Source organism: Pseudomonas sp. R4-84 (assembly GCF_054130985.1).
The window spans coordinates 3,112,753-3,137,416 of the sequence record NZ_CP096390.1; the positions used below are offsets into that span (position 1 = coordinate 3,112,753).

A 24,664-nucleotide genomic window follows, 5' to 3' on the forward strand; every position below is an offset into this window, starting at 1 on the left:
ACGGGTTCAGCGCAAGCAGGCTGTGTGGGAGCGAGCTTGCTCGCGATGGGGCGGCACGTTCAACCACTCAAGCGGGCGTTGTCCTTAAGGATCTCGGCGAACTCCAGGGCCGCGCCCACCAGCGGCTCGTCCTTGCGGGTGAGGATGCCGTAGTCCTGGGGCACCAGGTGCAGCGGCGTATCGAGGGTCTTGAGCTGGCCGCTTTCGAGCAACGGGTCGACCATGGCGTTGGGCAACATGCCGATCATGGGGCCACGTTGCAGGACCTGGAGGAAGGTCTGCATTGAAATCGTGTCGATGGTGTTGCGCGGCATCCCCACACCAGCTTCGGCGAAGGCCAGTTCCATGCGGGCGCGAATCGGCGTGCCGACCGGATAGAGAATCCACGGCAGGTCCACCAGTTGCTGCAAGGATGTCGGCCCAGCGTTGGCCAGCGGATGGCGATCGTTGACCACGATGCAGAACGGTTCGGGGGCAAGGGGCTGGAAGTCGTAGCGCTGCTGCTGGCTTTGATCGGTGAAACGCGCCACGGCTAGGTCGAGCTTCTTTTCTTCGAGCATCTTCATCAGATGATTACTGGTTTGCTCCACCACTTCGATGGACAGCAAGGGCCAGCGCTGCTTGATCTGCAGGATTGCCTCGGGCAACGCCACCGCCGTCGCGGCAAAAATACCGCCGACCTTCAAGTAACCGTGGCCACCTTCTCGCAGGCTGCTGATCTGTTCGACGAACGAACGGGCGTCATTCAGGGCTATTTGCGCGTAGCGCAGCACGTGCTCGCCCAGGGCGGTGGGCGGCATGCTGCGCGGTCGACGCTCGAACAGGGCGAAGCCGAGCAGGCTCTCGATTTCCTTGAGCATTTTGCTCACGGCCGGCTGGCTGAGGTTCATCTGCTCGGCCGCCAAATGCATGTTGCAGGTGCGTCCCAACGTGTCGATCAGCAGCAGATGACGAAATTTGAGCCAGCCGCAAAAGCTGGAAAAGGACAGATCGGACATGGGCATTCCTCGGCGGCGCAATAACCAGGCGTTATCGGATACTGAATATATCTCATTGGAGTTCATCGACAACGGGCCCTAGCGTGAAGGCTTTACGAACCAGGAAGCCTGTCCATGTCGCTATTGCTTACTCCCGAGAACACTCTGCCGGTCGATGGCGTGGCCGGCACGTTGATTGGTCGCGCCTGGGTCCCGGGGCGGATCGCCGGGCCTTCGCCCATCGTGCTGCGCAGTGACGGGGTGTTCGACCTCTCGGATCGATTCGCGACCCTTAGCGACCTACTGGAAACACCCTCGCCCCTGGCGACGGTAAGAGAGACGCCTGGCACCTTCATCGCCACCCTCGAAGCACTCTTGGCCAACACCGGCCCCCATGCCGACCCGGCCAAGCCGTTCCTGTTGCCGCCGCTGGACTTACAAGTGATCAAGGCGGCCGGCGTGACGTTCGCGGCGAGCATGATCGAGCGGGTCATCGAGGAACAGGCCGGCGGCGACGCGGCCCGCGCCGAAGCCGTGCGCGCCACGGTCCACGGCGTGATCGGCGACAACCTGCGCTCGATCGTGCCAGGCTCCGAGCAAGCGATGCGCCTCAAGGCGTACCTCATCGAGCAAGGTATGTGGTCGCAGTATTTGGAAGTGGGCATCGGCCCGGACGCGGAAATTTTCACCAAGGCGCCGGTGCTGGCCGCCGTGGGCAGTGGCAGCCAGATCGGCATTCATCCCGCCTCACAATGGAACAACCCGGAGCCGGAAGTAGTGCTGGCGGTGGACAGCCGTGGCCGGATCCACGGCGCGACCCTGGGCAACGACGTCAACCTGCGGGACATCGAAGGCCGCAGTGCGCTGTTGTTGAGCAAGGCCAAGGACAACAACGCCTCGTGCGCCATCGGGCCGTTCATTCGCCTGTTCGACGAGCAGTTCAGCCTGGACGATGTGCGCGCCTGCGAAGTCGATCTGGACGTACAAGGCGAAGACGGTTACCGGCTGCACGGTTGCAGCTCCATGAGCCAGATCAGCCGCGATCCGCAGGACCTGGCCGGCCAGACACTCAACGCCAACCATCAATACCCCGATGGCTTCCTGCTGTTTCTCGGTACGCTGTTCGCCCCCACCGAGGACCGTGATCATGCCGGCAGCGGTTTCACCCACAAACTCGGCGACCGCGTCAGTATCAGCAGCCCGCTACTGGGCAGCCTGCATAATCAGGTGACCCATAGCTGCGACGCGGCACCGTGGACCTTCGGCGTCGGCGCCCTGTTGCGTAATCTCACCGCACGGGGGCTGCTCGACCGCTGAGCCCGACAGATCGTCGATTCGCCCAATTACAAGAGAGAAATGAATCATGAGTGACACGCCAAAACGCCGCCTGCGCAGCGAGCAATGGTTCAACGACCCGGCCCACGCGGACATGACCGCGCTGTATGTCGAACGCTACATGAACTACGGCATGACCCGCGAAGAGCTGCAATCGGGCCGCCCCATCATCGGCATCGCCCAGACCGGCAGCGACCTGACGCCCTGCAACCGCCATCACTTGGAACTGGCGCAACGGGTCAAGGCCGGGATCCGCGACGCCGGTGGCATTCCGATGGAATTCCCGGTGCACCCCATCGCCGAACAGTCGCGTCGCCCCACGGCGGCCCTGGACCGAAACCTGGCGTATCTGGGCCTGGTGGAAATCCTCCACGGTTATCCGCTGGACGGCGTTGTGCTCACCACGGGTTGCGACAAGACCACCCCCGCCTGCCTGATGGCGGCAGCCACCACCGACCTGCCGTCCATCGTGCTGTCCGGCGGGCCGATGCTCGACGGTCGTCACAAGGGCGAGCTGATCGGCTCCGGCACAGTGCTGTGGCACGCTCGCAACCTGATGGCCGCTGGCGAGATCAACTACGAAGGTTTCATGGAAATGACCACGGCGGCCTCGCCCTCCGTGGGCCACTGCAACACCATGGGCACCGCCCTGTCGATGAACGCGCTGGCCGAAGCCCTGGGCATGTCGTTGCCCGGGTGCGCAAGCATTCCGGCGCCGTACCGCGAGCGCGGGCAGATGGCCTACGCCACTGGCAAGCGCATCTGCGAACTGGTGCGCCAGGACGTGCGCCCTTCCCAGATCATGACGCGTGAAGCCTTCGAAAACGCCATCGCCGTCGCCTCGGCACTCGGCGCATCGAGCAACTGCCCGCCGCACCTGATCGCCATCGCCCGGCACATGGGCGTCGAGTTGAGCCTGGACGACTGGCAAAAAATCGGCGAGGACGTGCCGCTGTTGGTCAACTGCATGCCCGCTGGCAAATACCTGGGCGAAGGCTTCCACCGCGCGGGCGGCGTGCCGGCAGTCATGCACGAATTGCAAAAGGCCGGCCGCCTGCATGAGAACTGCGCCACGGTCAGCGGCAAGACCATCGGCGAGATCGTCAGCGGCAGCCTGACCTGCGACGCCGACGTCATCCACCCCTTCGACACCCCACTCAAGCACCGCGCCGGTTTCATCGTGCTCAGCGGCAACTTTTTCGACAGCGCGATCATGAAGATGTCGGTGGTGGGCGAAGCGTTCCGCAAGACTTACCTGTCCGAACCCGGCGCCGAGAACAGCTTCGAAGCGCGGGCCATCGTATTTGAGGGGCCGGAGGACTACCACGCACGCATCGACGACCCGGCGCTGGACATCGACGAGCGCTGCATCCTGGTCATCCGTGGTGCCGGCACCGTGGGCTATCCCGGCAGCGCCGAAGTGGTGAACATGGCCCCGCCGGCGGCGCTGATCAAGCGCGGCATCGACTCCCTGCCCTGCCTGGGCGATGGCCGCCAGAGCGGCACCTCGGCGAGCCCGTCGATCCTCAACATGTCCCCGGAAGCGGCCGTTGGCGGCGGCCTGGCACTGCTGCAAACCAACGACCGGCTGAAAGTCGACCTGAACTCCCGCACCGTGAACCTGCTGGTGGACGACGCCGAGATGGAGCGGCGCCGCCGCGCCTGGACGCCAAACTTCCCGCCGTCGCAAACGCCTTGGCAGGAACTGTACCGGCAACTGGTCGGCCAGCTTTCCACGGGAGGTTGCCTGGAGCCGGCCACGTTGCACCTGAGGGTGATCGCCCGCAGTGGTGAGCCGCGACATTCACACTGACTCGGCGCCACCCACCGCTTCCAGTGGCGAGCGAGCTTGCTCCTTCGCCACGGGGGGCTCACAGATTACCGAGCATCTCCCACAACGAAGCCCCCACCCCGGTAATGCTCTCCCCGGCAATCAACCCCGCCGCCGCCGTGATGGCGAAGCGTTCGGTGAGGCTCGGCCAGCGGCAGCTCACCAGCCAGGTCAGCACGGCGCCAAGGGCCATCATCAGCGACACCGAGGCCGGCAGGACAAACGCCAGGCCCAGGGCAGCCGTGCTGGGCAGGTAGCGGGCGCGATGGGCCGGCAGCAGGCTGTCGAGGATGCCCAGCAGCAAACCGACGGCGCCGCCGATGAAGATCGCCCAGCGGATGCTCACCGACAACGAGTCCAGGCCATGGGTCAGGGTTTGCGCCACGGCCTTCCAGGTGGCGACGGCCGGGGCCGGCCATTCTTCGGTGAGCAGCATGGTTTGCGGGTCGGGGATCAACGCCAGGTAAGCGAGCACGCCGACGATGCTGCCGATGAAAATCCCCAGCGTCTGGGCCAGCAGTTGCTTGCGCGGCGTCGCGCCGATCGCCCGGCCGACCTTGAAATCATTCATCAGGTCCGTGCATTGCCCCGCCGAACCGCCGGCGGTGTTGGCGCTCATCAAGTTGATCGGCACCTGCCCCGGTGCAACGATGCCGAAGCTCAGCTGGGACAGTTGCCCAATGGCGCCAATGGGCGGAATTCCGGTGGCGCCGACTACCCGGGCTGCCACCGCCGCCAGGCAAATGGCCAAGGGAATGGTCAGCAGCGCCATCCAGGGATTGATGCCGAACAACATGGCTTGCAGGCTGACCACCAAGACGATTGCCAGCAAAAACCCAACGGCGGGCCCGGCCTTGGGCACCGCCCAGGACGCCGAGCCACTGGCCTTGGTTGAGCGGTGCAGCGACCACAAGCGGATCGCCAGGGAAGCCAGGGTCGCGCAAACCATCAGGCTCACGCCCGGCCACAGCAGCCATTCCACTAGCACGGCGAATTGCGGGCCGCTGCTGCCGGGCGGCAAGTGCACGACGCCATTTTCCAACAGCCACGGCGCCAACCCACCCCACGCCAACAGCGCGCCGAGCAACAGGGTCAGGCCGACACGGATGCCGATGATGCCGCCAAATCCCACCAGCAATAGCGACGGATCCGCGGTGAATGTCAGCCGCTCCAGTTGGGCGCTCGGCGACCAGCGCGGGATGGCCCAGACGAAGGTATCGACCCACTTGGCGAACCCGGACAGCACGGCTGCGCCGAGCAGCACCTTGAGGCGCGTCGCGGCTTCGTGGCCGTGATTGTAGATATGCAACAAGGTCTCCAGGGTCGCCATGCCCTCGGGAAACCTCAGCGCCTTGTCGTTGAGCAACGAGGGCCGCAGGTACCAGGCAATCCAGATACCCAGGAAACTCACCGAAAACACCCAGGCGACCATGGGCAAAGCGTCGAGTTGCTGGCCGGTCAGCAAGGTGTACGCCGGGATCGGCGCCACCAGCCCGCCGGAAATGATCGATGCCGCGGCCGACGCCACGGTCTGGTTGATGTTGCTCTCGTGGAGCGTCCAGGGCAGCCGGCCGGAGGATCGCTTGGCCAGGCCCTGCCAGATGCCGTAGCCCACCAGCAAGGCGATGATCGACATGTTGAACGACCAGCCGATCTTCAATCCCGCATAGACATTGGAGGGCGTCAGCAAAATACCCAGCACGATCCCGGTTATTACCGCGCGTGGGCTGAACTCGCGCTCTACGGGGCGCACGTGGGAGGTCGAGGTTGGATCCATGCGAATTCCTTATCGGCAGAAAACAGCGCGTTCACCCGGGGCGACGACCTAACAAGTGAGCGTTGTATTGACGGAAGGTTCACCGGCGCGTCCTGGCGTCCGCGTGATAGAGCGGTCGCCCGGAAGATGCGTAGTTGCGCTCAAGCAACACCCTCACCCAGCCGATAACCTGGATGACGAAGGCCCTCAGGCCTCGCCAGGCTCTGCTGGCTGCATAGGGTGATGATCAATGGCTTCGCTGCTTAACCGCTTACTGATGTGTGGCGCCCTGATGCTCCTGGTTGCAGGTGGATCGGCGTTGGCCATCGCGGCTGAGCCGCCACTGCGCATCGTCACCGAGGAGTTGCCGCCCTACAACATGACGCAGGACGGCCGGGTGACCGGCATGAGCACCGAAGTGGTCGAGGCTGTGCTCAAGGAGATCGGCGTCGAAGCGTCGATCCAGCCCATGCCTTGGGCGCGGGCCTATGAACTGGCGCTCAATGAAAGCAATGTGTTGATCTATTCCATCGTGCGCACCCCGGCACGCGAACCGCTGTTCCAGTGGATCGGCGCCATCGCCCCGACCCAGTGGTATATCTACTCCCTGGCCGAGCGGCCGGTGAAACTCGACTCCCTGGCCGATGCCCATGGGCACCAGATCGCTACCGTCAATCAGGATGTGGGCGAGCAGTTTCTCGTCTCGAAGGGCTTCCGCATCGGCGAAGAACTTCAGTCCAGCACCAAATATGAACACAATTACCGCAAGCTCAAGGTCGACCACGTGGAGCTGTGGATTTCCAACGAGCTCAACGCGCTGTACCTGACCCGTCAGAACGGCGAAGACCCGGACAAAGTATTGATCAAGTCGCTGGCGCTGCCCGAACTGAGCAGTGCCGACGGCCTGAGTATGGCGTTCAGCCGCAACACGCCGCCGCAGACCGTCGAAAAATTCCGCGCAGGCCTGCAAGCCATACGTCGCAACGGCGTCTACGATGCCATCGCGCGCAAGTGGTTATGAGATGGACAGCCATCTCACACCCCCACCCTCTCAACGGGCACAGGCCAAGACCCTCAGCTCCCTGGGTCGGCGCCTGGTCCTGGCGACCCTGCTGTTCTGCCTGTTTTTCACAGTGGCGATGGTCACCTGGCGCACCTGGCTGGCCTGGGAAAGCAACCTGACGGACATGAATGCCGAGCTGGGGCTGATCGACCAGGTTTTCCGCGACACCTTGGCTCATGCGATCTGGGAGATGGACCGCGACTCCCTGGACAAACAGCTTGCCAGCGTCGCCAAGGCCGCGCCGGTCGGACGCGTGGCGCTGAATGTCCTGCGGCCCGGCCGGTCGCCGGAAATCATCGAGCTCAATCGCTACACCACCGGTAACGAAGGGGTAGCACCGGTATTGCACCGCGAGCTCATCGCGCAGCCTTATCTCGGCGCCCACGAAAAAGTCGGCGAGCTCATCATCGAAGGCGATAACCAACTGCTGTGGCAGCGCCTGTGGGGCGAAGCGCGCAGCATCGTCATCACCCAGATCATCCAATCCATGCTACTGGCGGGCCTGGTCATGACCATGTTCAACCGCCTGGTGACGATCCACGTGGTGCATATCGCCCGGCACCTGGGCGAGCTCGAGCCACAAACACTCAAGCACCACCTCAAGTTGCAGCGTTCGGTGGATCGCCAGGACGAGTTGAGCTTGCTCGAATCCCAGGTCAATGAACTCCAGGACAATCTCCACGCCCACCTGGAGCGCCAGCGTTCGGACGAGCTGGCGATCGCCGCCAGCCGCGATCAACTGGTCGAGCTGGTCGAGGCGCGCACCGCGGAGCTCAAGGCCGCCAACCAGGCCCTCGAAGCCTTGTCCCGTCACGACGCCTTGACGGGCCTGGCCAACCGTCGCCATTTCGACGAGCTGAAGGAAGTCGAGTTTCGCCGCGCCATGCGCCACAAGACGCCGCTTGCGGTGCTGATGTGCGACGTCGATTTCTTCAAGATCTACAACGATACCTATGGCCATATGAACGGCGACCAATGCCTGCAACAGATCGCTGAAACCCTGCGCGAGGTCTTCGGCCGCTCTGGCGAGCTGACCGCACGGGTCGGTGGCGAGGAATTTGTCGTCCTGCTGCCCAATATCGACGCAGGGCAGGCCTGGGAGGCGGCCCAACGCTTGCGTGGCGCCCTGGCCGAACGCCAACTGCCCCACAGCGGCTCATCGATCTCCCCATTCGTCACCCTGAGCATCGGCGTCGCCGAGCTGGACCCCGAGGCCATGGATCATTTCGACCAATTGATGCAACGCGCCGACCAGGCGCTGTACCGGGCCAAGCACCAGGGCCGCAACCGCGTGTCCCTCTAATCATCGCCAAAACCGAGGTCTGTATGCGCCACTCACTGATGCTCTGTTCATGGGTATTCCTGGCCTTGAACAGCCTTCAAAGCCAGGCCGAAACCATCGAGGTCGTGACCGAGGACTCGTTGTATGCCTATCTGCGCGACGAGAAATTGGTCGGCCCCGGTATCCATATCGCCGCCGATACCTTGAAGCAGGCCGACCTCGACGATTTCCACATGGCCCTCTACCCCTGGGCGCGGGCCTATGAAATGGCGCTGCGCGAGCCCAACGTGCTGATCTTCCCGCTGGATCGCACCCCAGCCCGTGAACAGCTGTTCAAGTGGGTCGGTGAAATCCATCGCTCCACCAGCCGGCTCTACAAGCTGCGCGACACGGCCCCCATCGCCATTGGCACCCTGGAAGAGGCCAAGCAGTACAGCATCGGCGTGGTACGAAATGACGCCAAGCAGGTTTATCTGCAAGGTCGTGGCTTCAGCCGACTGGTCGTTTCAGCGAATAACCACGATAACTTCCAGAAACTGTTGAACCGTCAGGTCCAGCTGGTGCCGATGCCGGAGAACACCGCGCGCCTGATGAGCCAGGATGCCCGGATTGACTTCAATCTGCTGGAGGAGGTCTACGCGCTGGATGAGCAGCCCCATCGGGTTTACCTGGCGTTCAGCCTGAGCACACCCGACGAGACGGTCGCCAAGGCACAACGCGCTTTCGAACAGCTCAAAGCTTCGGGTGAAGTGGAGCGGATCATGAAGGAAAAGCGCTGACGGGCGGCACCGGTCAGCGACGTTGAACTCTCCCATCGAAGGCACCGTCTAGCCCATAAAGGCACAGATGTGAAGGTTCTTCGATGAGCACGTTCAACGCACTCCCGGATTCAATCCAGACCTTGTTGCTGGAACGCAACGATTGGGTACCCAACAACCCCCGCCTGCCGGTGATCATTTACCGTGATGCGGTCGCGACCCATACCGACGATCTGGCCGCCCGCCTGGAGCAGACTTTCCGCGCCAACGGCTGGCCACCGCAATGGCGTTACGGGATCTACGACTTTCACCACTACCACACTGAAGGCCACGAAGTGCTCGGTGTTGCCAGCGGCAAGGCTCGCTTGATGATCGGTGGCCCCAACGGCCAAGTCATCGACGTCAAGGCCGGTGATGCGCTGCTTCTCCCCGCCGGCACCGGGCATTGCAACCTGGACTCCAGCGAGGACTTCCTGGTGGTCGGCGCGTATCCCCCCGGCCAGCAGGCCGACATCTGCCGCGAAGCGCCGAGCGAGGCGCAACTGGCAAACATCGAAGGGTTGCCGTTTCCGGATCGGGATCCGGTGCAGGGTGCCAACGGCGGCGTCAGCCGGTTTTGGACGGACCAACGCTGACATCTGGCCGAACATGCGAGCGGTCAGCGGCCGTATACCTGGCGCAACTGCTCCTGAGTCAACGCGTCTTCGAACGGCACCGGCACTGATTTCACCGCGCCGTAGAGGTTGCGGTAGCGCCAGTAATTCCCATTGTTGGCCAACTGATAACCGCGCTCGACTACACGCTGCCCATCAAGCACATAGCGCAGGGTTTCCTGGGCCGCTTCCGGCGGCGCCGGCAACATCAGGTCGGCAGCCAGCACACGCATCGACTCATCGATACATTCGTCGAGCGCCGTCGTCACTTGCGCCAGGTCCAGCGAGCCGTCGTCGATACAACGCTTGCCGCAACGCCGGATCGGCTGGCTGGAGACTTCAATGCGCATGCGATACAACGCCGAACCGGCGATGTCCTGGACCTGCACCTGATTGATCAATACGAAGCTGCCACGATCAGGCGTCAGCATCAGCTTGGGCTCGATCACCAGGCGGGCACTGATGTCTCCCGCGCCCTGCTTGAGACCCGCTGCCAGCGAAGCCTGCTGGAAACGCTGTTGCAGGCGCTCCTGCAACGGCACGCCGGCAAGCAGGTCCGCCAACGGCCTGGACTCCTTCGCGGCGGTTTGTTCGGCATCGCGTTGCAAGCTACCGCTGCCCATCTGGGTATTGATCAGGCTGGCAACCAGCAAACCGGCAAGCCCAGCAGCGTTGCCGGAACTGGCGACCAGGTTATGACTCGACGAAGCAGCCTTCTGTGCGGCCTCGGCGTCCACCACCGTAGTGGCGCCGACAAACGCCTGGGGCAGTTGCAGGTCAACCTTCACCCCGTGGGTCTGGACATAGGACACCGCGTCCGGCGTTTTGAAACCGGCCGGTGGGGCTGGCTTCTGCGCGCAACCCGCCACCATCAGCAAGGCCACCGAGCCGAGCGCTATCAATCCGCGCTTCATTGCTCGAACGGTGTGATCATTTGCTGGCGACTCGTGTCCATCGCCTGGTAAAAGGCGTTGGTCAGATTGGTGTAGTTCGGTTCGTCCCACTCGCCCTGGGCTGCCTGCACAACGGAGAAAGGCTTGAACCACAGGAGCCGGTTGTCGGCCAGATCGACCACCATGCCCTGCCCGCCCACCTGCGCCATGGGGACGCTGGTCGGCACGATGCTGTAATAGCTTCGGGTAGCGCCCGTTCCCATCACGTTCACCAGCAGCAGGCGATCAACACCGTAGGTGGCCTTGATCGGCGTCAGGTCACGGGTGGTGTAGCCTTCGCGGAAACTGACTTCCTTGTATTTAGTCAGGTCCACCGGCTCGTTGATGCGCTTGGCCTTGTAACCCTTGGCCTGCAATTTGGCCACGATGGCGTCCGGCAAGGTGTTGAGGTCGCGTACTTGCCATTTTTCAACGTTATCGCTGAGCTTGCTGTTGACGCCTTTATTGATGGCCAGGTCCAGCAACCCCTGATTGCCGGTCAGCGCCAGCACCGGCTCCGGCACCACGTTGATCGCCACGCCAATGGTCGGCTCCTTGGCGTCCCAGAATTGATGGTCCAGCGGTACCGGCGGTTGAACGTGGGCGCAACCGGTGAGGGTCAGGCAGGCAAGAACGGTCAGTGTCGCGAGGGTGCGAAGCGTACGAAAAGACATGTATCAAGTCCTTATGATTAAAATCGATGCTGCTCATATCGGCAGCTGCGGCAATAACAATAGTGGCATATTGATATTTATCTTTTCAATCTTCCTCATAGATCAAAGACTTCGACTCCCTCAGATCATCGGCGAACTGCTCACCACTCGCAGCGCCAGCCCCTCGAACGCGTCCAAGGTGATGGTGAACTCGCCTTCCGACGTGAGATCCCCTTCGACTCGCTCATTGATGATGTCCACCACCGGTCCCGGCGCGATATCTGGCAGATGGAGGGTTTCAGTGATGGGCGTCGAGCCGAAATTCAGCGCGGTGATCTGCGTGCCTTTGCCGGCCGGCAGTTCATGGACCATGATCAGCAACCCTGGATGCTCAACGTCCGGAATCAATATCTGGCGACTCGCGGCGATGTCGTAGGCCCGGCGCGCGGCCAGGATTCTGCGCAGTTGCGAGGCGAACGAATCCGGATCCTTCAATTGGCTCGGCAGGCTGCCATACAACGTCCTGGCGCGGGGCATTTGCCCGGCAGACATCGGCGCTTGCGGGTTGAGGTCTACAAGGTCGTAGGCGCCGCGATGGATCCAGCGCGTGTCGCCGTCGCGCATCAAATGCTCGACCTGCTCCGCCGGCAACGGCAATGCCCCCACCAGATCCCAGCCTGACAAGGCGAACACGCCCGGCTGCATGGCGTTGAACATCACCAGCAGTAGATGCACCTGGCGAATCTGCTGGATATCGGCGGCGGTGATGGCATCGAGGTCGCGGATGCCCAGCGCGGCGGTGATGATGCTGGCCGTGGTGCAGGACACGCCGTTGGTCACGAACCTCAAGTTGTAAGGCGCATGTTCACCGGACAGGCGCTCATACATCTGCTCGCGGATGTGCTCGCGCAAGATGTTGCCGGGAAACGTCTGGCCTTGGTAGAGGTAGGTGTCATGGGCGTGTAGCGTCCAGAAGTGCACCAGCTCAAGGGTCAATTCGTCGTGGTTTTGCAGCGCGTGGATCAGCGACCCCGGATCGATGCCAAAGGCGTGCATCTGGCGCAGCATCAAGCGCAGGAATTCGGTATCGCCCATCAGCAAGGCATGCTGGTAGGCCGGTCGCGTGATGAAGTCATAGGACAGGTCCGCCCCGCCGTGGGACATGGCGGCGATGTCATCCAACGTCAGGTTCAATTCCTGGAAACTGAAACCCCCTGCCTTGCGAATCGCACCGCCGAGCAGCTGGTTACCGGTGATCGATAGCGGGTGGCTCTCGGACCATGCAGTGCCATCGAGCTTGCGCTCGACGCCCAGGAAACCGTTGGCGTCCAGGCGCAGGATCTTCGCCCCCATGCAATCGATGGCGTGCAGCGCATCGCCAATGATCATCTGCTGCGCGGCAAAGCTTGGGTCAAGCCAGTTCAGCGACGGCTGCCCTTCCTTGAAGTAATGCAGGTAGACCCAACGCCGCGGCTTGCCGTCCACACCCATGACGACGGGGGTTGCGCTCCAGTCGGTTTCCTTGACGCCGGGTTCGAAGAAGATCACCCGCTGCAACTGGCCGACGATGTAGTGCTTGTCGCGCAGGGCGTCCACCTGCTGCGCGGTGAGATTCTGCGCGTCGCGCCCCTCCTCGACTTCAGGCAACAGCGGCCAGTCTTCCTCGCGGATCTCCACCATGTGGTAGAGGCCTGGATAGTCGTCGTAGGCCATCTCCGCCAGGCGGAAATCCGCGCCCTTGCCGGTGTGGGACGGGATGACGTCGTCGATGACCACGGCATTGTGGGCAGCGGCCATGCGTGTCAATGCCTGCAACTGGGCCTCGGTGCCCAGTTCCGGGTCGATGTCGAAGCTGATGCGGTCGAAGTTGCCGTCGATCGTCGGCGTAAATTCAGTGCCGTGCAGGCCTCCGGACCTTTTCAAGGGGCCGTTGTGGATGCCCTGGATGCCGATCTTCGACAGCGCATGCCACAAGGTTTCATCCCCCAGCGCTTCGAGCACCGTGCCATCTTCCCGGGTGACGATGGAGGCCGGGTACGCGGTGAACCACACGGAGGATAGCGCGCAGGCGTCACGGGGCCGGGTGTGTGCGAAGGGCTGTTGCCACAGGCGCCCTTGTCCCGAGTAAAGCTTGGCCCGCTGCCTCGCCGCCTTGAGCATCGATTGCTCCACCAGCCAGTCGACATGGTTTTTCTCAGCCATCGTCATGAAAACAATCACCCGTCATAAGGAAAATCGGCCCGCCGCCTGGTATCCAAGGCGCCGCTTATGACTCATATGAGGCCGTGGCCTAGCAATCGTTGCATTGGGACGGTTCGCGAGATGGCAAACCCGCCAAAACCGTGGAGAGGGAGCAACTTCCCTCGCCACATAGGTCTACTCAGCACTCAGTCGTCGTTGAACAGCGCTCCTTCGTCTCTCTCCCCCGGCGGACCAGGTCTTTGCAAGGTGGCGCAATTCGAACCACCGCCCTGCCCATCGAGTCGGGCCCTGACGAATGCGAAGGCATCTTCCAGCGAACCGTGCAACACCCCGTCATGCCCCAGGCCTTCATAGGTGCGCCAAGTGACGGGGTTGCCGGCGGCGCACAACGCCGCCGCGACCGCGTATTGCCGCTCTGGCGTGATCGTCTGATCTGCCTGGCCGGTGGCGATGAACAACGCAAACGCAATCGAAGCCTGCGGCATGTCGGTGGACGGGATGCGCGCTGCGTTCAATGCCTCGGGGGTGATCGTCAACAGCTCTGCAAACGAACCGATCCGCAACGCCTTGGATTTGAGCGCGATGTCACGGGTACAGCCCTGCCGGGCGACGTCCAGCAATTGGAGGCCCTTGGCGGTCAGGATGGTTTCGATTGGCGGTCCGTCTTCGCGCAGGCCACCGGACGCCAGGACCAGGAACACGGTGTTGGTTTGGCGTGGCGGCAGCGCAATGGGGCCTTGGGGAAACGTGCTGTTCGGCGCCGTGAGTATCGCCCCCAGGATAGGCAGTTCGGGTGCGTAGGTCGTGGCAAGTATCGCCGCGCCCAACGCCGCCCCGCCGCCCTGGGATTGCCCGGCGAGGAACGTGCGAGGGGCGATCAGCCCTGGTCTGATGGCGCGGGCAGCGCGAATCGAGTCGAGAACGGAACGTCCCTCGGCCTGCCAGAATGTATAGGGATGCGGCCCCGGGCCGCCCAGTCCTTGGTAGTCAGTCACGACCACCGCGAACCCTCGCGCCAGCCAACGATTGATGTACGCCGCGTCACGGTCGCGCAGCCCCGTCCAGGACGGCGCGCACGCATCGGCGATCCCCAGCGTACCGTGGGCCCAGGCCAGCAGCGGCCAGCCTTCGGCGGGGGGATTGCCCGCCGGCAGGTATAACGCGCCGCTGACCGGAACGAGGCCGGAATGCCAGCGTTCGTCAACTGAACTGTAGAGCAGGCGTATCGCCTGCGCGGCGGCAGGCATTAGTGCCTGCACTGGCATGCGCTCGTTTCGCAGCAGCGTACCCGGCGATTCGGGCATTGCCTCAGGCCAGCGATAAAACGCCGACAACTGCACATCCCCGGCAACGGGCCCGACAGGCAGCGTACCGGCGGCCATGCCAACGGATGCCGCGACGCAGGCCCATGCAAAGGCCGCGATTCGGAAAACATTCATGGAAGGTTCGCCTGATTGGAAAGCGCCTTGCGCAACGCGTTACCCTGAGCAGCGAGTACGTTGCGCGCGATGGGCGCCACTTCGTTGAAACGGATAAAACCGTGGGTCATGTTCGCCAGGACTTGCAGGCTCGTCACCACACCTGCGTCCTTCAAGCGCTGCGCCAACCCTCGGTTTTCGTCCAGCAGTGGGTCCAGCTCGCCAATGACCAATCGCGTCGGCGGCAGGTCCGTCAGGTCAGCCGTGATTGGCTGCACCCGCCAGTCGTCCTCATCATCGGCCAGATAGCTGGCCCAATAGGCGCTCATGGTTTCGACCGACAGATTCTGCCCTGCGTATCCGCCCAACCGTTGCCACGAGTTGGAGGTCATGTCCCGCGAGTAGCTGCCGTAGAACAGCAACAGCTGGCGCAGCGCATCGATCCCCGCGTCACGCAGCGCAATGGCCGCGCCCAGGGCCAGGTTCGCGCCCGCCGAATCGCCGCCCAGGGCATAGCCGCGCACCGGGCAGTCGGTGATTGCCCCGAGCTTGATGACACGGCTGACGATCGCTACCACCTCGTTGAACGCCACGGGAAAGCGATGCTCCGGCGACAACGCGTAGTCGATGGAGAGCACCGCCAGGCCACTGTCGCGAACCAACTGACGCAGCGGCGCGTCCCAGCCGGCCAGCGAACCATGGCGAAATCCGCCGCCATGGCAGTAGAACATCAAGCAAGGCGTCTCATCGCCCTCCGGCCAATAAAGCTTGCAGGGAACCGTTCGGCCGTCGACGCAAAAGCCCAGCGTGCGCTCGTAGCTCAGGGGCACGCTGCGGTGCGCCGCCCACGCATTGATCCGCTCCAACTGGCCCCGGACGCTCTGCACATCGCCCTGGACAATCGGAAGCAGGCCCTGTTGGCGCAGCGACGTCGCCACCGCGAGCAAGTCGGGATGAACCGGCGGGCATGAGTCCGGCGACGGGTTTTCGCTACGACTCATGGCCACACCTGCGTGCCGGCGGGACGACGTCCGTCCGCGATGACGCAATGGGCGGGCGGGCTGCGCCCTTGCAGGACGGCCACCGCGCACTGGGCGGCAATCAGGTTGGTGCGATTGAGCCCCTCGACCGTGGAGCCCCCGACGTGGGGCGTCACGACCACGTTCGGCAGTTGGATCAATCGTTCGGTCACAGGTAAAAGCGTGGGGTCAGACTCGCTTTCGAAGACATCGAGCCCTGCCCCTGCCAACCGGTTCTCCCGCAGCGCGCAGAGCAGATCCGCGTCGCGCACCAACCCGCCCCTCGCGGTGTTGATCAACACCGAGGACCCCTTCATCAGTCTCAATGCGTGCTCGTCGATCAACCCTTGGGTTTGAGGATTGAGAGGCGCATGAAGGGTGACGAAATCGCTTTCCTCGAGCAGCGTTTCCAGACCAACGAATTTACCGTGGGCGATACCGTCGAGCTGTGTTTTGTGAGGATCAGGGGTAAAAATCAACGGTGTAACTTCAAACCCGGACAAGCGCTGCAGAACGCCCCGGCCGATCCGCCCCATCCCGACGACGCCCACCGTCTTGCGGTACAAATCGCCGCCCAGGGGGATCGACCAATCCCCTGCGGACAATCCCGATTGGCAGCGTTTGAGTTGGCGGCACACAGCGAGCATCAATGCCACGGTGTGGTCGGCGACGCTTGCGTCGTTGCCGCCGATCGCGATGGTCGCGACCTTCCCCGCCGCTTCCACCGCCGCCGTATCAACCCGTTCGTAACCCACACCGCGACGGGCGATGACCTGCAAGCGCGGGAGCGAGCCCAACAGGCTGGACGTGATAGTCGCATGCCCGACGATCCAGCCATCAGCGTCCTTCAAGATGTCGGTCAGTTGCTGTTCACTCAGGTCGCCGTCCGCTTGCCCGGGCGCCAGGTCGGCGACGACTACATCACAGCCGCGGCTCTTCAGGAAGTCGGTCGCCATGGCATCGAAGAATCGCTGCGTGACCACTATTTTATGACGAGGTGTAGACATCTCGAGCCTCTCGATAGAGCGGTTGAACTTCTAAAATGCGTAGTCCAGATAGACCCGCGCTTCCGAACCGCTCACCACGTTATCGGGTTGAGCGGAAACCAGTGCGACGAAGTCCTGATTAATCCGGTAGTTGATATAAATCAGGCCCACGGAAAGTCCTGCGTATTCTTTTTCGTCAAAGCGATAGTAGAGGCGATATTCATTTTGTCGCTCGGTCACGTCGGTGCGTCGACCGCTGAACGGGTCGGTCGCATCAAACTCACCTTGTTTATAAATAGTCATGACCTTGAAACCATCCAGCGAAGCGCCCAATAAAGAATGCCCGCCCAAGTCGTATTCGGCGCCAATCTGCCAGGTTCGCTCACCGTCGTTATTGAAATCATTGCCGGAGCGTGTCCAGGCATCCATCCGGCCGTCAACATTATCGCCGTGGTCGAAGTAGGCATAACCCAGTTGCCCGTTGCTCAACTTTGCCTGGGTCTCGGAAAAAGAAAGACCCAGGCGAAGTTTATCGAGCAATAAACCCAGGTTGATATTCAACCATGTCGCGTCATCATCGTAAGCCGCCTCACCCGCCTCCCAGTCACGCTCCCAGATTCGCCCGGCTTTCTGGAACTCATAATATTGGGTGTCCAATACCACACCGGCTTTGTCGCCCAGCGGCGCTTTTAATGTCAGCCCATAACGGGTGTTTTCATTGAAGTCCCGCGCCACCCCGTGGGCGTAACCCAGCTCGACAGCTTTCAAGTCGTAATTGATGCCGTAGGTATACAGATCCTTGATTTCCTCGCCCGTCTGGCTCAGCAGGTGCTCGAAGTCTTCCCTGTCCCGAGGCGAGGTGCGGTTGATATAGGCGGTTTCGAACCCCAACGTGCCAGGAAGCGGACCGATTCCCATCTCGGTGAAGTTCAAATGGGCGCGGCCTCCCTGGTAGGAGCCGGGCACGATCCGAGTGTCCAGCGTGACCAACGTTCCGGCGTCGAACCGCCCCCGACCTACTTGGGAATCGGCATTCCAGCCGTTGCCCTCGTAACGCAACTTGAAATAACTCTGTCCAACTTTGGCAAAGCCCCCGTTGGTGCCGTCAGTATCGTCGAACAGGTCTCGGCCATTGTCTTTTGAATCGATCATTGCCACGCCATACAAAGAGGCATCAATCCCTACAACCCCGGCCCAATAACTGGAGTTGTAATCCAGGATCGCACCGACGCCTGTGCCACCCAGCTCGGCACCGTCCGGAAAACCGCCAAAGCGGTCTTCGATCAAATCGTTGGCGATACGCGTATTGATATAGACCGAACGAAGATAAGCATTCAACTTCCCTTCATGCTGGAACCTGTCAGGATCACTGATGGTTGCCGAAAGGCAAATTTCAGACATTAACAATGTCGACAGGAACGTCATAGCGACGGCGTTAATCGATTTCATCGACCACCTCTCTATTATTTTTATTTTGACGTGAGCAGACGCGAACTGGCGTCCTTTGAACTTCGGCGCAGCGAACTAATTAATTAATTAATTAATAAATCGCCCGGGTAATAACTGCCGTTACAATCAGGACAACGCTGCTGCCGATCGCCCAGAGCAGGCAATAGCGTTGCATGTCGCCCATGTCGCGCTTGATGATTCCACTGATGAGATAGACCGCTGCAACCAAAGGGCTCAATGCATGCACCGGTTGCCCCAGCACCGACGCGCGAGCGATATGCATCGGGTCGATGCCATATTCGGCAGCCGCGGCCCCCAGCACCGGTAAGATGCCGAAGAAAAACGCGTCATTGGACAGCAGGAAATTGAGCGGCAAGGCCACCAGCGCAGTAATGATGCTGAAGTATTGGCCACCGCCGTCGGGAATCAGCTGGACGATCTTCCCTGACATGGCATCAACCATCCCGGTGCCGGACAAGATGCCGGTGAACGCACCTGAGGCAAATATCAGCGCGATGACCATCAGCACACTTTCCGAGTGAGCCGCGACTCTAGCCTTCTGCTCCGCCAAGCGTGGATAGTTGATCAGCAGCGCCAGGGAAAAACCCACCATCATCAGCAACGGCAAGGGTGCCAGCCCTGTGGCCATGGAGTACATGAGCCCCGCGGTAAGCACCAGGTTGACCCAGAAGAGTTTCGGCCGATGGGTTTCGGCGTGTACGGTCGGCAAAGCGACCTCCTGCGGTGCGGCGTCCTGGGTGCCGGGCGTCCATCCCAAGCGGCGCCGCTCCTTGCGGCCTATCCAGAACGCCACGGCAAACGCATAGGCAAGCCCCACCAGCATCGCCGGCACCAGCCCCAGGAACATTTCTGCCACATCAAGGTGAAGGGCGCTGGCGGCGCGGGCGATCGGTCCCCCCCAAGGGATGAGATTGACCACGGTGTTCGTCAGCAAAAGCATCAACGCCAGGATCAGCGGGTTCATCCCCAGCCGCAGGTAAAGCGGCAGGAACGCTGTCGTGACGATCAGCACAGTCGTTGCGCCATCGCCGTCGAAGGAGATGACGGTGGCCAGCAATGCAGTGCCCAGTACGACTTTAAGAGGATCATTTCCTACATGGCGCAGGATTTTCCTCACGGCGGGTTCGAAGAGCCCGGCGTCGAACATGATCGCGAAATACAGGATTGCAAACATCAGCATCAACGCGGTGGGCGCAACTTGCTTGACGCCGTTCATCACCATCGCGCCCAGTTCCGGTCCTGCCCCACTGGCCAGCCCGAAGGCAACCGGAATAAGGATGAGTGCCGTCACAGCAGAAAGTCGTTTGCTTATGATCAAGGCCATAAACGTGACGTCCATTGCGAAACCTAACCAAGCCATGCGTTTCACCTTTTCGTTTTTATTGTTATCGATGCATCGAAAAATCAATGTGAACAACTCTTGCGCAGCCGAAATCTACATAGGGGCTGAAACGCTGTAAATCTTGATTTTTTTCGTCAACATCCCGGCTTAATCGGGCCTATCCCGCCATCGGTCGTCTAAAAAACACGTGTTGAAATTTATCCACCAATACACATTGACGACCTGACTGCACATCTAATAAACATGTACGACTTCCAATCACCCGAGTGGGCCCGTCATGCCAGAACAAGAAGGCCTTTACCTCTCGGCAGACGAGGCAGCCGCCCTGCTCCGGATCAGCCTGCCGACGTTGTACGCCTACGTCAGTCGCAAGAATATCCGCTCCATCAAAATCGCCGGGACGCCCAAGCGTCGCTATTGGGCCGAGGATATTCAGCGGCTGGTGAAGGTCCCGGCGGCGGAGAAACCCGTGGCGAAGCGCTCATCGCCCTCGGACAGTGCGATTACGCTGATCACCGATGATGGGCTGTTTTATCGTGGCCATGACGTCGTCGAGCTCGCGGACCGGGCCACCGTCGAAGAGGTGGCCGAGTTGATATGGCAGGTGCCTTCGGCGTTCGGCGATTCGCTGCCTCGCACGCCGAAGGACAGCGCCAAGCTGTTGCAGATTTACGAGCACATGTCTGCCCAGGAAAAAGCCATCGCGCTTTTCCCCTTGGTCCAGCGAGAGAATCCCAAAGCGTTCGACCTTTCCCCGGACAGCTACGCCCGTACAGGCGCCGATGTCGTGAGGTGGTTTGCCGCGTTGGTCGTGGGGGCGACCGAACCGAGTACGCAACCCCTGCATGAGTTCATCACCCAGTCGTGCGGCGCCCCGCCGGCCCACGCCGATCTGATCCGGCGCCTGTTGATCCTCAGTATCGACCATGAGCTGGATCACACTACCCACAGCGTCCGCGTCGCCGCCACTACCGGCGCCACTCCGTACTACGCGGTCATCGCTGCACTCGCCGCCGCACGGGGCCATAAAATCGCCTATGGCAGGAATGAAGCCGCCAGTCGGATGATCGAAGAGATTTGTACCGCCGTGGACCCTACGCGACCGATCTTGCAGCGCTACAACCAGGACGGACACATTGTCGGGTTCGGTCCCAATGTCCACTCGATCAACGACCCGCGTGCCAGCAATCTTTTGGCGGCGCTCACGGCTGCCTTTGATGGCGACAGTGAGTTCATCAAGCTGCAAAAAGCCTTCTCGGTGGCCTCGGAGCTCGTGGCGTACCCACCGGAATTCATTCTCATGGTGAGCTTCATCGGCAGGAAACTGGGATTGCGCGGGCAGGAAATTTCATTGGGAGGCGTAGGTCGATCCATCGGCTGGATCGCCCACGCCAGCGAGCAATACAACCAACACCACGAGGGCCGCCCTCGCGCTCGCTACACCGGGACGCTGCCAACGGCGACCGATACCGGACGCCGCTGATTGGGGCATTCGTTGGCGATGCCATTGGGGCGCTGGCGACCCTAGGAGACAACCATCGCCGCAAACAATGTCTCGAACTCGGTTTGATGCTCGAGCCCCGCCACGAACCCAAGCACCGCAGCCTGTGCCGATGCATCGAGATGCGGCATCGCCATGCGCCGGAACTTGCGCTCGAAGTCGCTATCGGTCATTGGCGTTTCGACCGAACCGGGACCGGTGATCATCTCGCTCACGACCAGCTCGCCGCATTTCAGGGTTACGCAAACACGGTTGGCAAGGTGCCGCGGAAACAGTGCGGTGAGCGCCGGATCTTCGACGACGCTGACTTTCTTCATCAAGGCAATCACTGCGGGGTCGGCGATCTTTTCTGCGGCGTACGAGCCGACCGTGATATCGCCATCGAGCAAGGCCCGGGCGACGTTGTAAGGCAGGCTGTGGTCAGCCGTTTCGCGGGTTTTCGGCAGCCATTTCTCTGGGGTATCGGCGAGTACCCGACGGTTGAATTCAGACGTTTCGATTGAAATGGCGGCAATGTCCTGCACACCGTCAATCCGCTTGCGGATATCCAGCGCGGCCCAGACGGCCGTGTGCAATTCGCCATTGGTGGGAAACGTCTTGGTCAGCGAGCGCCGTATCGCGTAGTCGCCGTTGCCGGGCGTGCCGAAACGACTGATGTCCAGGTCGAACGGTCCGCTAATCTGTTTGAAGAAGCCCATCTCGCCTTCGAAGATCGGCGACGGCCCGGTCATGCCATGGCGCGCCAGTTGCGCTGCGAAAATCGCGTTGCGAGCGGCATTGGCCGCGGAACAGCCCTTCCAGTCGGACAACGACCCGCTGCGCACTTGCCGCATCGCCAAATGCCCGCTCAGGGCGATGTTGATCGCTTGCTCGGTCTGCGCCACGTCCAGCTTCATCAAGTTGGAAGCCGCCGCCGCCATCGCGACGTTGATGTAGTTCACGTGGTCCCAGCCACGCTTGTTCAGGCTCGCCACATCCTGCAAGCGCATTTGGATCTCATATGCCAGGACGATGGCCGAGACCAACTCAGCCCCGGATGCGTTTTCGGCTTGCGCCACCGCCAGGCAGGCCGGGATGTTATCGCTCGGATGGCCGGGCTCCAGGCCCATGTAGCCATCGTTGTAGTCCAGGAAACGAACCATCAAGCCGTTGGCGAAAGCTGCGATTTCCGTCGTTGTTCTGAGGTTGGTGCCGAATACGCTGGATGATTGCGCCGTGTTTGCAGCGGCGTAACAGAGGGCAGCCTTGACCGGGTCAGCCCCGTAGGCGCCCAGTATGCACGCCAGGCTGTCGATGAAACGCTGGCGTACCAGTTTGATGATGTCTTCGGGCAGGCGTTGGCTACGAAATTCATGGGCATATTGCGCAAGGCGCATCGCAACGGTCGGGTCCGTCATAGTTACCTCGGGTAAACAGGGGGTCGGTCCTCGTCCATGAGGCGCACAAATCAAGGCTCGAGCGGGCGCCCGGCCTCAGTCGACGATCACGTCAAGCAGACGGACGTATTGCTGGCCGGCGTGCATGTCGCGCTCGACCATTCCGCCCTGGGGCGTCGCACGGGGATAGGAGATCTTGACCATTTCCAGATCCGGCACCGGGATGCGCTTGACCCGTTCCGGGTCGGTGCCGTAGAGCGTTGCGAATTGAGCCGGCGAGAGTGCCGCGCAATTGGAATAACGTTCGAAATTCTCGCGTCCGTTGAAAAAGATATCGAACGTAACCCAGAACGGCCCCGCTTGTTTGGATCGGACGTGCCGGCATACATCACGCAACTTAGTCATTGTGCAAGTTCCTTCACAGCTATTGTGGTGTCCGACAGATCAATCCACTTCAAACGAACCAATTCAAGGGGATTCTCAAGTTGCACCACGTGATTCAACTTGAACTCGAATATTTGCCCACGAGGTATATCGGCCGGTGTAAAGGCAAACCCATAGGAAGGCAACTCCTTACCCATCACGCTTGGATAATGGAAGAAGTACGGATTACACGCCTGGGCAATGGTATTGGCCATTTCCTGCGTTGCAGCCGTGGCGACAAACAACATCCCTATTTCCGGTGGCGGTAACGTTCCTGCTGCGGGTTTGACACCGGTCACGCCATTCCACCCGTACATGCGCAGGGAAATATGAAACTCGCCCAACTCTTCGGCGGGAATCGACTGACGTGTTCTCTTATATAGCGCGTCCAGCAAACGGTCATGAAAACCATCGATGTCCTTTAGCACATCGGGGTCCTGGATGCCCACCAGCATGATGGTTTGGTACAAACCGGCGGCAGCGCCTTCCAACTTCATGGTGTAAGGCATCGGCTCCCATTGCGAGCCTTCTACCCGAACAGCGCGCCCATTCAAATCGGTGTAGCGCGCCTGGGCCACGTTCAAGATTCCGCCGGGCTCCAACAACCGGAACGGGTCACTGTTTTCGTAGAGCATATGGGCCGATACGCTATGGGGCGTGCACTGGTTGTCCAGGCTCAACGGCTCGACTTCGAAGCCGTTCGCGTCAACACTGAGCAGGATCCCCGACCCTAGCGTCGGGTTGACGGCGCATTGCACGCCGCATTCACCGGTCTTGCCGGCATGCCAGGACGGTCCCCATGGCGCGCCTTTCCAAATGGGATAGCAGCCTATGACGGCTGTGTCGGTCGAACGGCCGGCCAATATGATATCGGCGCCCGCGTCCAGCGCGGCGAGGAAGGGTTCAACCCCCAGGGCAGCGACAATGTGCTCACAGGCGTCCACTGTCGCGTCGTCCAACTCGGCGTGGGGCGGCAATGGTTTGATACGACCTTCAGCGTTCAGCTTTTTAATGGTTTGCTTGTCTTGCTCACAATAAATGAGCGCAATCTTTGGTGACACACCCAACTCCCCGGCAATTTCCAAGGCAATATCACGCGTCCAATCAAGATTCAGATCGCCGCCCGCCTGCCCCGAAGTCCCGACAATAATCGGCACGCCGGATTGCGCCTGGGCCTTCATCAGAATAGTCAGGTCGCGCTTGACCGCGCCTCGGTTATTCTTCGACTTGCCAAGGGCAAGATAAGCCGCGCCGCTGTCGGTTGAACCCGCGTCCGTGGCAATTACTTGCGCCCCCGCCGCCAGCCCATAAGCAATTTCTTCTTCTCGTACACCCGCTCCCAATGAACCACAGGGGACAATCACTTTTACACAACCTTCAAATAACTGCTTCATGACACCCTCTTCTTGGCGACTCAGTGCGCCAATAATAGGGGCTGCAATTACGTTGACAAGTGGACAGATTTTGTCCATATAGCCCTGCGAATTAATGCTCTCGGAAGGCTACCGCAAGATAACCTTTAATGATTAATCGTGTTTATCCTGCATAACTAACGAAGAAAAAAATCAAGTTCAGATATCTGTTCGAAGGCGCTCGAAGCGCACATGGCAACACGTTCAAAACGGCCTTTTGTCCCACCCGTAGCTCTTCCCAGCCATCGCTTCAAGGGACGGGAAAAAGCGCGACA

The 24,664-nt window shown here is 61.2% G+C and carries 20 protein-coding genes; 7 read left to right on the forward strand and 13 right to left on the reverse strand.

The features are described from left to right. Positions 1–59: 59 nt before the first annotated feature. Positions 60–998 (reverse strand): LysR family transcriptional regulator, encoded by a 939-nt coding sequence (locus M1D68_RS13960; RefSeq protein WP_434559205.1) that lies wholly within the window; start codon positions 996–998, stop codon positions 60–62. 114 nt (positions 999–1,112) lie between these two features. Here M1D68_RS13960 and M1D68_RS13965 point away from each other — a divergent pair, with 114 nt between their 5' ends. Further along, entirely contained in the window at positions 1,113–2,294 is a 1,182-nt protein-coding gene (locus M1D68_RS13965) for a fumarylacetoacetate hydrolase family protein (RefSeq protein ID WP_457967176.1), read from the forward strand. 46 nt (positions 2,295–2,340) lie between these two features. Further along, entirely contained in the window at positions 2,341–4,125 is a 1,785-nt protein-coding gene (locus M1D68_RS13970) for an IlvD/Edd family dehydratase (protein ID WP_457967178.1), read from the forward strand. A gap of 58 nt (positions 4,126–4,183) precedes the next feature. Here M1D68_RS13970 and M1D68_RS13975 read toward each other — a convergent pair whose 3' ends face one another. Continuing rightward, the gene (locus M1D68_RS13975; protein ID WP_457967180.1) at positions 4,184–5,920 is read right to left on the reverse strand and encodes an OPT family oligopeptide transporter; all 1,737 of its coding nucleotides are present in this window, start codon (positions 5,918–5,920) and stop codon (positions 4,184–4,186) included. Positions 5,921–6,149: 229 nt separating this feature from the next. Between M1D68_RS13975 and M1D68_RS13980 the strand changes: the two genes are divergently transcribed. The 4 genes from M1D68_RS13980 to M1D68_RS13995 all read left to right on the forward strand — a co-directional run bounded on the left by M1D68_RS13980 (position 6,150) and on the right by M1D68_RS13995 (position 9,637). Then, positions 6,150–6,920 carry a substrate-binding periplasmic protein gene (locus M1D68_RS13980; RefSeq protein WP_457967182.1) on the forward strand — a complete coding sequence of 257 codons (771 nt, stop codon included), beginning with the start codon at positions 6,150–6,152 and terminating at the stop codon, positions 6,918–6,920. 1 nt (position 6,921) lies between these two features. Then, complete coding sequence (locus tag M1D68_RS13985; RefSeq protein WP_420763693.1) at positions 6,922–8,265, forward strand: GGDEF domain-containing protein; 1,344 nt, start codon at positions 6,922–6,924, stop codon at positions 8,263–8,265. Positions 8,266–8,288: 23 nt separating this feature from the next. Then, a complete protein-coding gene (locus tag M1D68_RS13990) occupies positions 8,289–9,023 on the forward strand; it encodes a substrate-binding periplasmic protein (protein ID WP_434559215.1) in 735 nt (244 codons plus the stop codon). 83 nt (positions 9,024–9,106) lie between these two features. Beyond that, complete coding sequence (locus tag M1D68_RS13995) at positions 9,107–9,637, forward strand: cupin domain-containing protein (RefSeq protein ID WP_457967184.1); 531 nt, start codon at positions 9,107–9,109, stop codon at positions 9,635–9,637. Positions 9,638–9,660: 23 nt separating this feature from the next. On the opposite strand, the gene M1D68_RS14000 is transcribed toward M1D68_RS13995, so the two are convergent. The 8 genes from M1D68_RS14000 to M1D68_RS14035 all read right to left on the reverse strand — a co-directional run bounded on the left by M1D68_RS14000 (position 9,661) and on the right by M1D68_RS14035 (position 19,695). After that, positions 9,661–10,569, reverse strand: a complete 909-nt coding sequence (locus M1D68_RS14000; protein ID WP_457967186.1) for a hypothetical protein — start codon at positions 10,567–10,569, stop codon at positions 9,661–9,663. After that, complete coding sequence (locus M1D68_RS14005; protein WP_420763689.1) at positions 10,566–11,261, reverse strand: hypothetical protein; 696 nt, start codon at positions 11,259–11,261, stop codon at positions 10,566–10,568. Before M1D68_RS14005 ends, M1D68_RS14000 begins: the two co-directional genes overlap by 4 nt. Before the next feature lie 120 nt (positions 11,262–11,381). Then, positions 11,382–13,448: a maltose alpha-D-glucosyltransferase gene (gene treS / locus M1D68_RS14010; RefSeq protein WP_434647797.1), complete on the reverse strand. Its 2,067-nt coding sequence runs from the start codon at positions 13,446–13,448 to the stop codon at positions 11,382–11,384. 179 nt (positions 13,449–13,627) lie between these two features. Next, a complete protein-coding gene (locus tag M1D68_RS14015) occupies positions 13,628–14,881 on the reverse strand; it encodes a lipase family protein (RefSeq protein WP_457967189.1) in 1,254 nt (417 codons plus the stop codon). Continuing rightward, complete coding sequence (locus M1D68_RS14020; RefSeq protein ID WP_457967191.1) at positions 14,878–15,861, reverse strand: alpha/beta hydrolase; 984 nt, start codon at positions 15,859–15,861, stop codon at positions 14,878–14,880. Before M1D68_RS14020 ends, M1D68_RS14015 begins: the two co-directional genes overlap by 4 nt. Further along, positions 15,858–16,886 carry a phosphoglycerate dehydrogenase gene (locus M1D68_RS14025; RefSeq protein WP_457967193.1) on the reverse strand — a complete coding sequence of 343 codons (1,029 nt, stop codon included), beginning with the start codon at positions 16,884–16,886 and terminating at the stop codon, positions 15,858–15,860. Before M1D68_RS14025 ends, M1D68_RS14020 begins: the two co-directional genes overlap by 4 nt. Positions 16,887–16,916: 30 nt before the next feature. After that, complete coding sequence (locus M1D68_RS14030) at positions 16,917–18,314, reverse strand: OprD family outer membrane porin (RefSeq protein ID WP_457967195.1); 1,398 nt, start codon at positions 18,312–18,314, stop codon at positions 16,917–16,919. Between the two features lie 91 nt (positions 18,315–18,405). After that, on the reverse strand, positions 18,406–19,695 hold the full coding sequence (locus M1D68_RS14035; protein WP_457967197.1) for a CitMHS family transporter: 1,290 nt from the start codon (positions 19,693–19,695) through the stop codon (positions 18,406–18,408). Positions 19,696–19,954: 259 nt separating this feature from the next. Here M1D68_RS14035 and M1D68_RS14040 point away from each other — a divergent pair, with 259 nt between their 5' ends. Then, entirely contained in the window at positions 19,955–21,160 is a 1,206-nt protein-coding gene (locus M1D68_RS14040; protein ID WP_434559231.1) for a citrate synthase, read from the forward strand. A 41-nt stretch (positions 21,161–21,201) separates the two neighbouring features. Here M1D68_RS14040 and M1D68_RS14045 read toward each other — a convergent pair whose 3' ends face one another. The 3 genes from M1D68_RS14045 to M1D68_RS14055 form a co-directional block, all read right to left on the reverse strand. Continuing rightward, positions 21,202–22,575: an MmgE/PrpD family protein gene (locus tag M1D68_RS14045; RefSeq protein WP_457967199.1), complete on the reverse strand. Its 1,374-nt coding sequence runs from the start codon at positions 22,573–22,575 to the stop codon at positions 21,202–21,204. A gap of 75 nt (positions 22,576–22,650) precedes the next feature. Then, a complete protein-coding gene (locus M1D68_RS14050; protein WP_420763680.1) occupies positions 22,651–22,959 on the reverse strand; it encodes a DUF4387 domain-containing protein in 309 nt (102 codons plus the stop codon). Further along, positions 22,956–24,371: an acyclic terpene utilization AtuA family protein gene (locus M1D68_RS14055; protein ID WP_434606112.1), complete on the reverse strand. Its 1,416-nt coding sequence runs from the start codon at positions 24,369–24,371 to the stop codon at positions 22,956–22,958. Before M1D68_RS14055 ends, M1D68_RS14050 begins: the two co-directional genes overlap by 4 nt. Positions 24,372–24,664: the final 293 nt, after the last annotated feature.

Excerpts from the sequence above, each read along its gene's own strand:
- M1D68_RS13960 (WP_434559205.1), bottom strand. The coding sequence starts at position 998 with ATGTCCGATCTGTCCTTTTCCAGCTTTTGCGGCTGGCTCAAATTTCGT.
- M1D68_RS13965 (WP_457967176.1), top strand. The coding sequence starts at position 1,113 with ATGTCGCTATTGCTTACTCCCGAGAACACTCTGCCGGTCGATGGCGTG.
- M1D68_RS13970 (WP_457967178.1), top strand. The coding sequence starts at position 2,341 with ATGAGTGACACGCCAAAACGCCGCCTGCGCAGCGAGCAATGGTTCAAC.
- M1D68_RS13975 (WP_457967180.1), bottom strand. The coding sequence starts at position 5,920 with ATGGATCCAACCTCGACCTCCCACGTGCGCCCCGTAGAGCGCGAGTTC.
- M1D68_RS13980 (WP_457967182.1), top strand. The coding sequence starts at position 6,150 with ATGGCTTCGCTGCTTAACCGCTTACTGATGTGTGGCGCCCTGATGCTC.
- M1D68_RS13985 (WP_420763693.1), top strand. The coding sequence starts at position 6,922 with ATGGACAGCCATCTCACACCCCCACCCTCTCAACGGGCACAGGCCAAG.
- M1D68_RS13990 (WP_434559215.1), top strand. The coding sequence starts at position 8,289 with ATGCGCCACTCACTGATGCTCTGTTCATGGGTATTCCTGGCCTTGAAC.
- M1D68_RS13995 (WP_457967184.1), top strand. The coding sequence starts at position 9,107 with ATGAGCACGTTCAACGCACTCCCGGATTCAATCCAGACCTTGTTGCTG.
- M1D68_RS14000 (WP_457967186.1), bottom strand. The coding sequence starts at position 10,569 with ATGAAGCGCGGATTGATAGCGCTCGGCTCGGTGGCCTTGCTGATGGTG.
- M1D68_RS14005 (WP_420763689.1), bottom strand. The coding sequence starts at position 11,261 with ATGTCTTTTCGTACGCTTCGCACCCTCGCGACACTGACCGTTCTTGCC.
- treS (WP_434647797.1), bottom strand. The coding sequence starts at position 13,448 with ATGACGATGGCTGAGAAAAACCATGTCGACTGGCTGGTGGAGCAATCG.
- M1D68_RS14015 (WP_457967189.1), bottom strand. The coding sequence starts at position 14,881 with ATGAATGTTTTCCGAATCGCGGCCTTTGCATGGGCCTGCGTCGCGGCA.
- M1D68_RS14020 (WP_457967191.1), bottom strand. The coding sequence starts at position 15,861 with ATGAGTCGTAGCGAAAACCCGTCGCCGGACTCATGCCCGCCGGTTCAT.
- M1D68_RS14025 (WP_457967193.1), bottom strand. The coding sequence starts at position 16,886 with ATGTCTACACCTCGTCATAAAATAGTGGTCACGCAGCGATTCTTCGAT.
- M1D68_RS14030 (WP_457967195.1), bottom strand. The coding sequence starts at position 18,314 with ATGAAATCGATTAACGCCGTCGCTATGACGTTCCTGTCGACATTGTTA.
- M1D68_RS14035 (WP_457967197.1), bottom strand. The coding sequence starts at position 19,695 with ATGGCTTGGTTAGGTTTCGCAATGGACGTCACGTTTATGGCCTTGATC.
- M1D68_RS14040 (WP_434559231.1), top strand. The coding sequence starts at position 19,955 with ATGCCAGAACAAGAAGGCCTTTACCTCTCGGCAGACGAGGCAGCCGCC.
- M1D68_RS14045 (WP_457967199.1), bottom strand. The coding sequence starts at position 22,575 with ATGACGGACCCGACCGTTGCGATGCGCCTTGCGCAATATGCCCATGAA.
- M1D68_RS14050 (WP_420763680.1), bottom strand. The coding sequence starts at position 22,959 with ATGACTAAGTTGCGTGATGTATGCCGGCACGTCCGATCCAAACAAGCG.
- M1D68_RS14055 (WP_434606112.1), bottom strand. The coding sequence starts at position 24,371 with ATGAAGCAGTTATTTGAAGGTTGTGTAAAAGTGATTGTCCCCTGTGGT.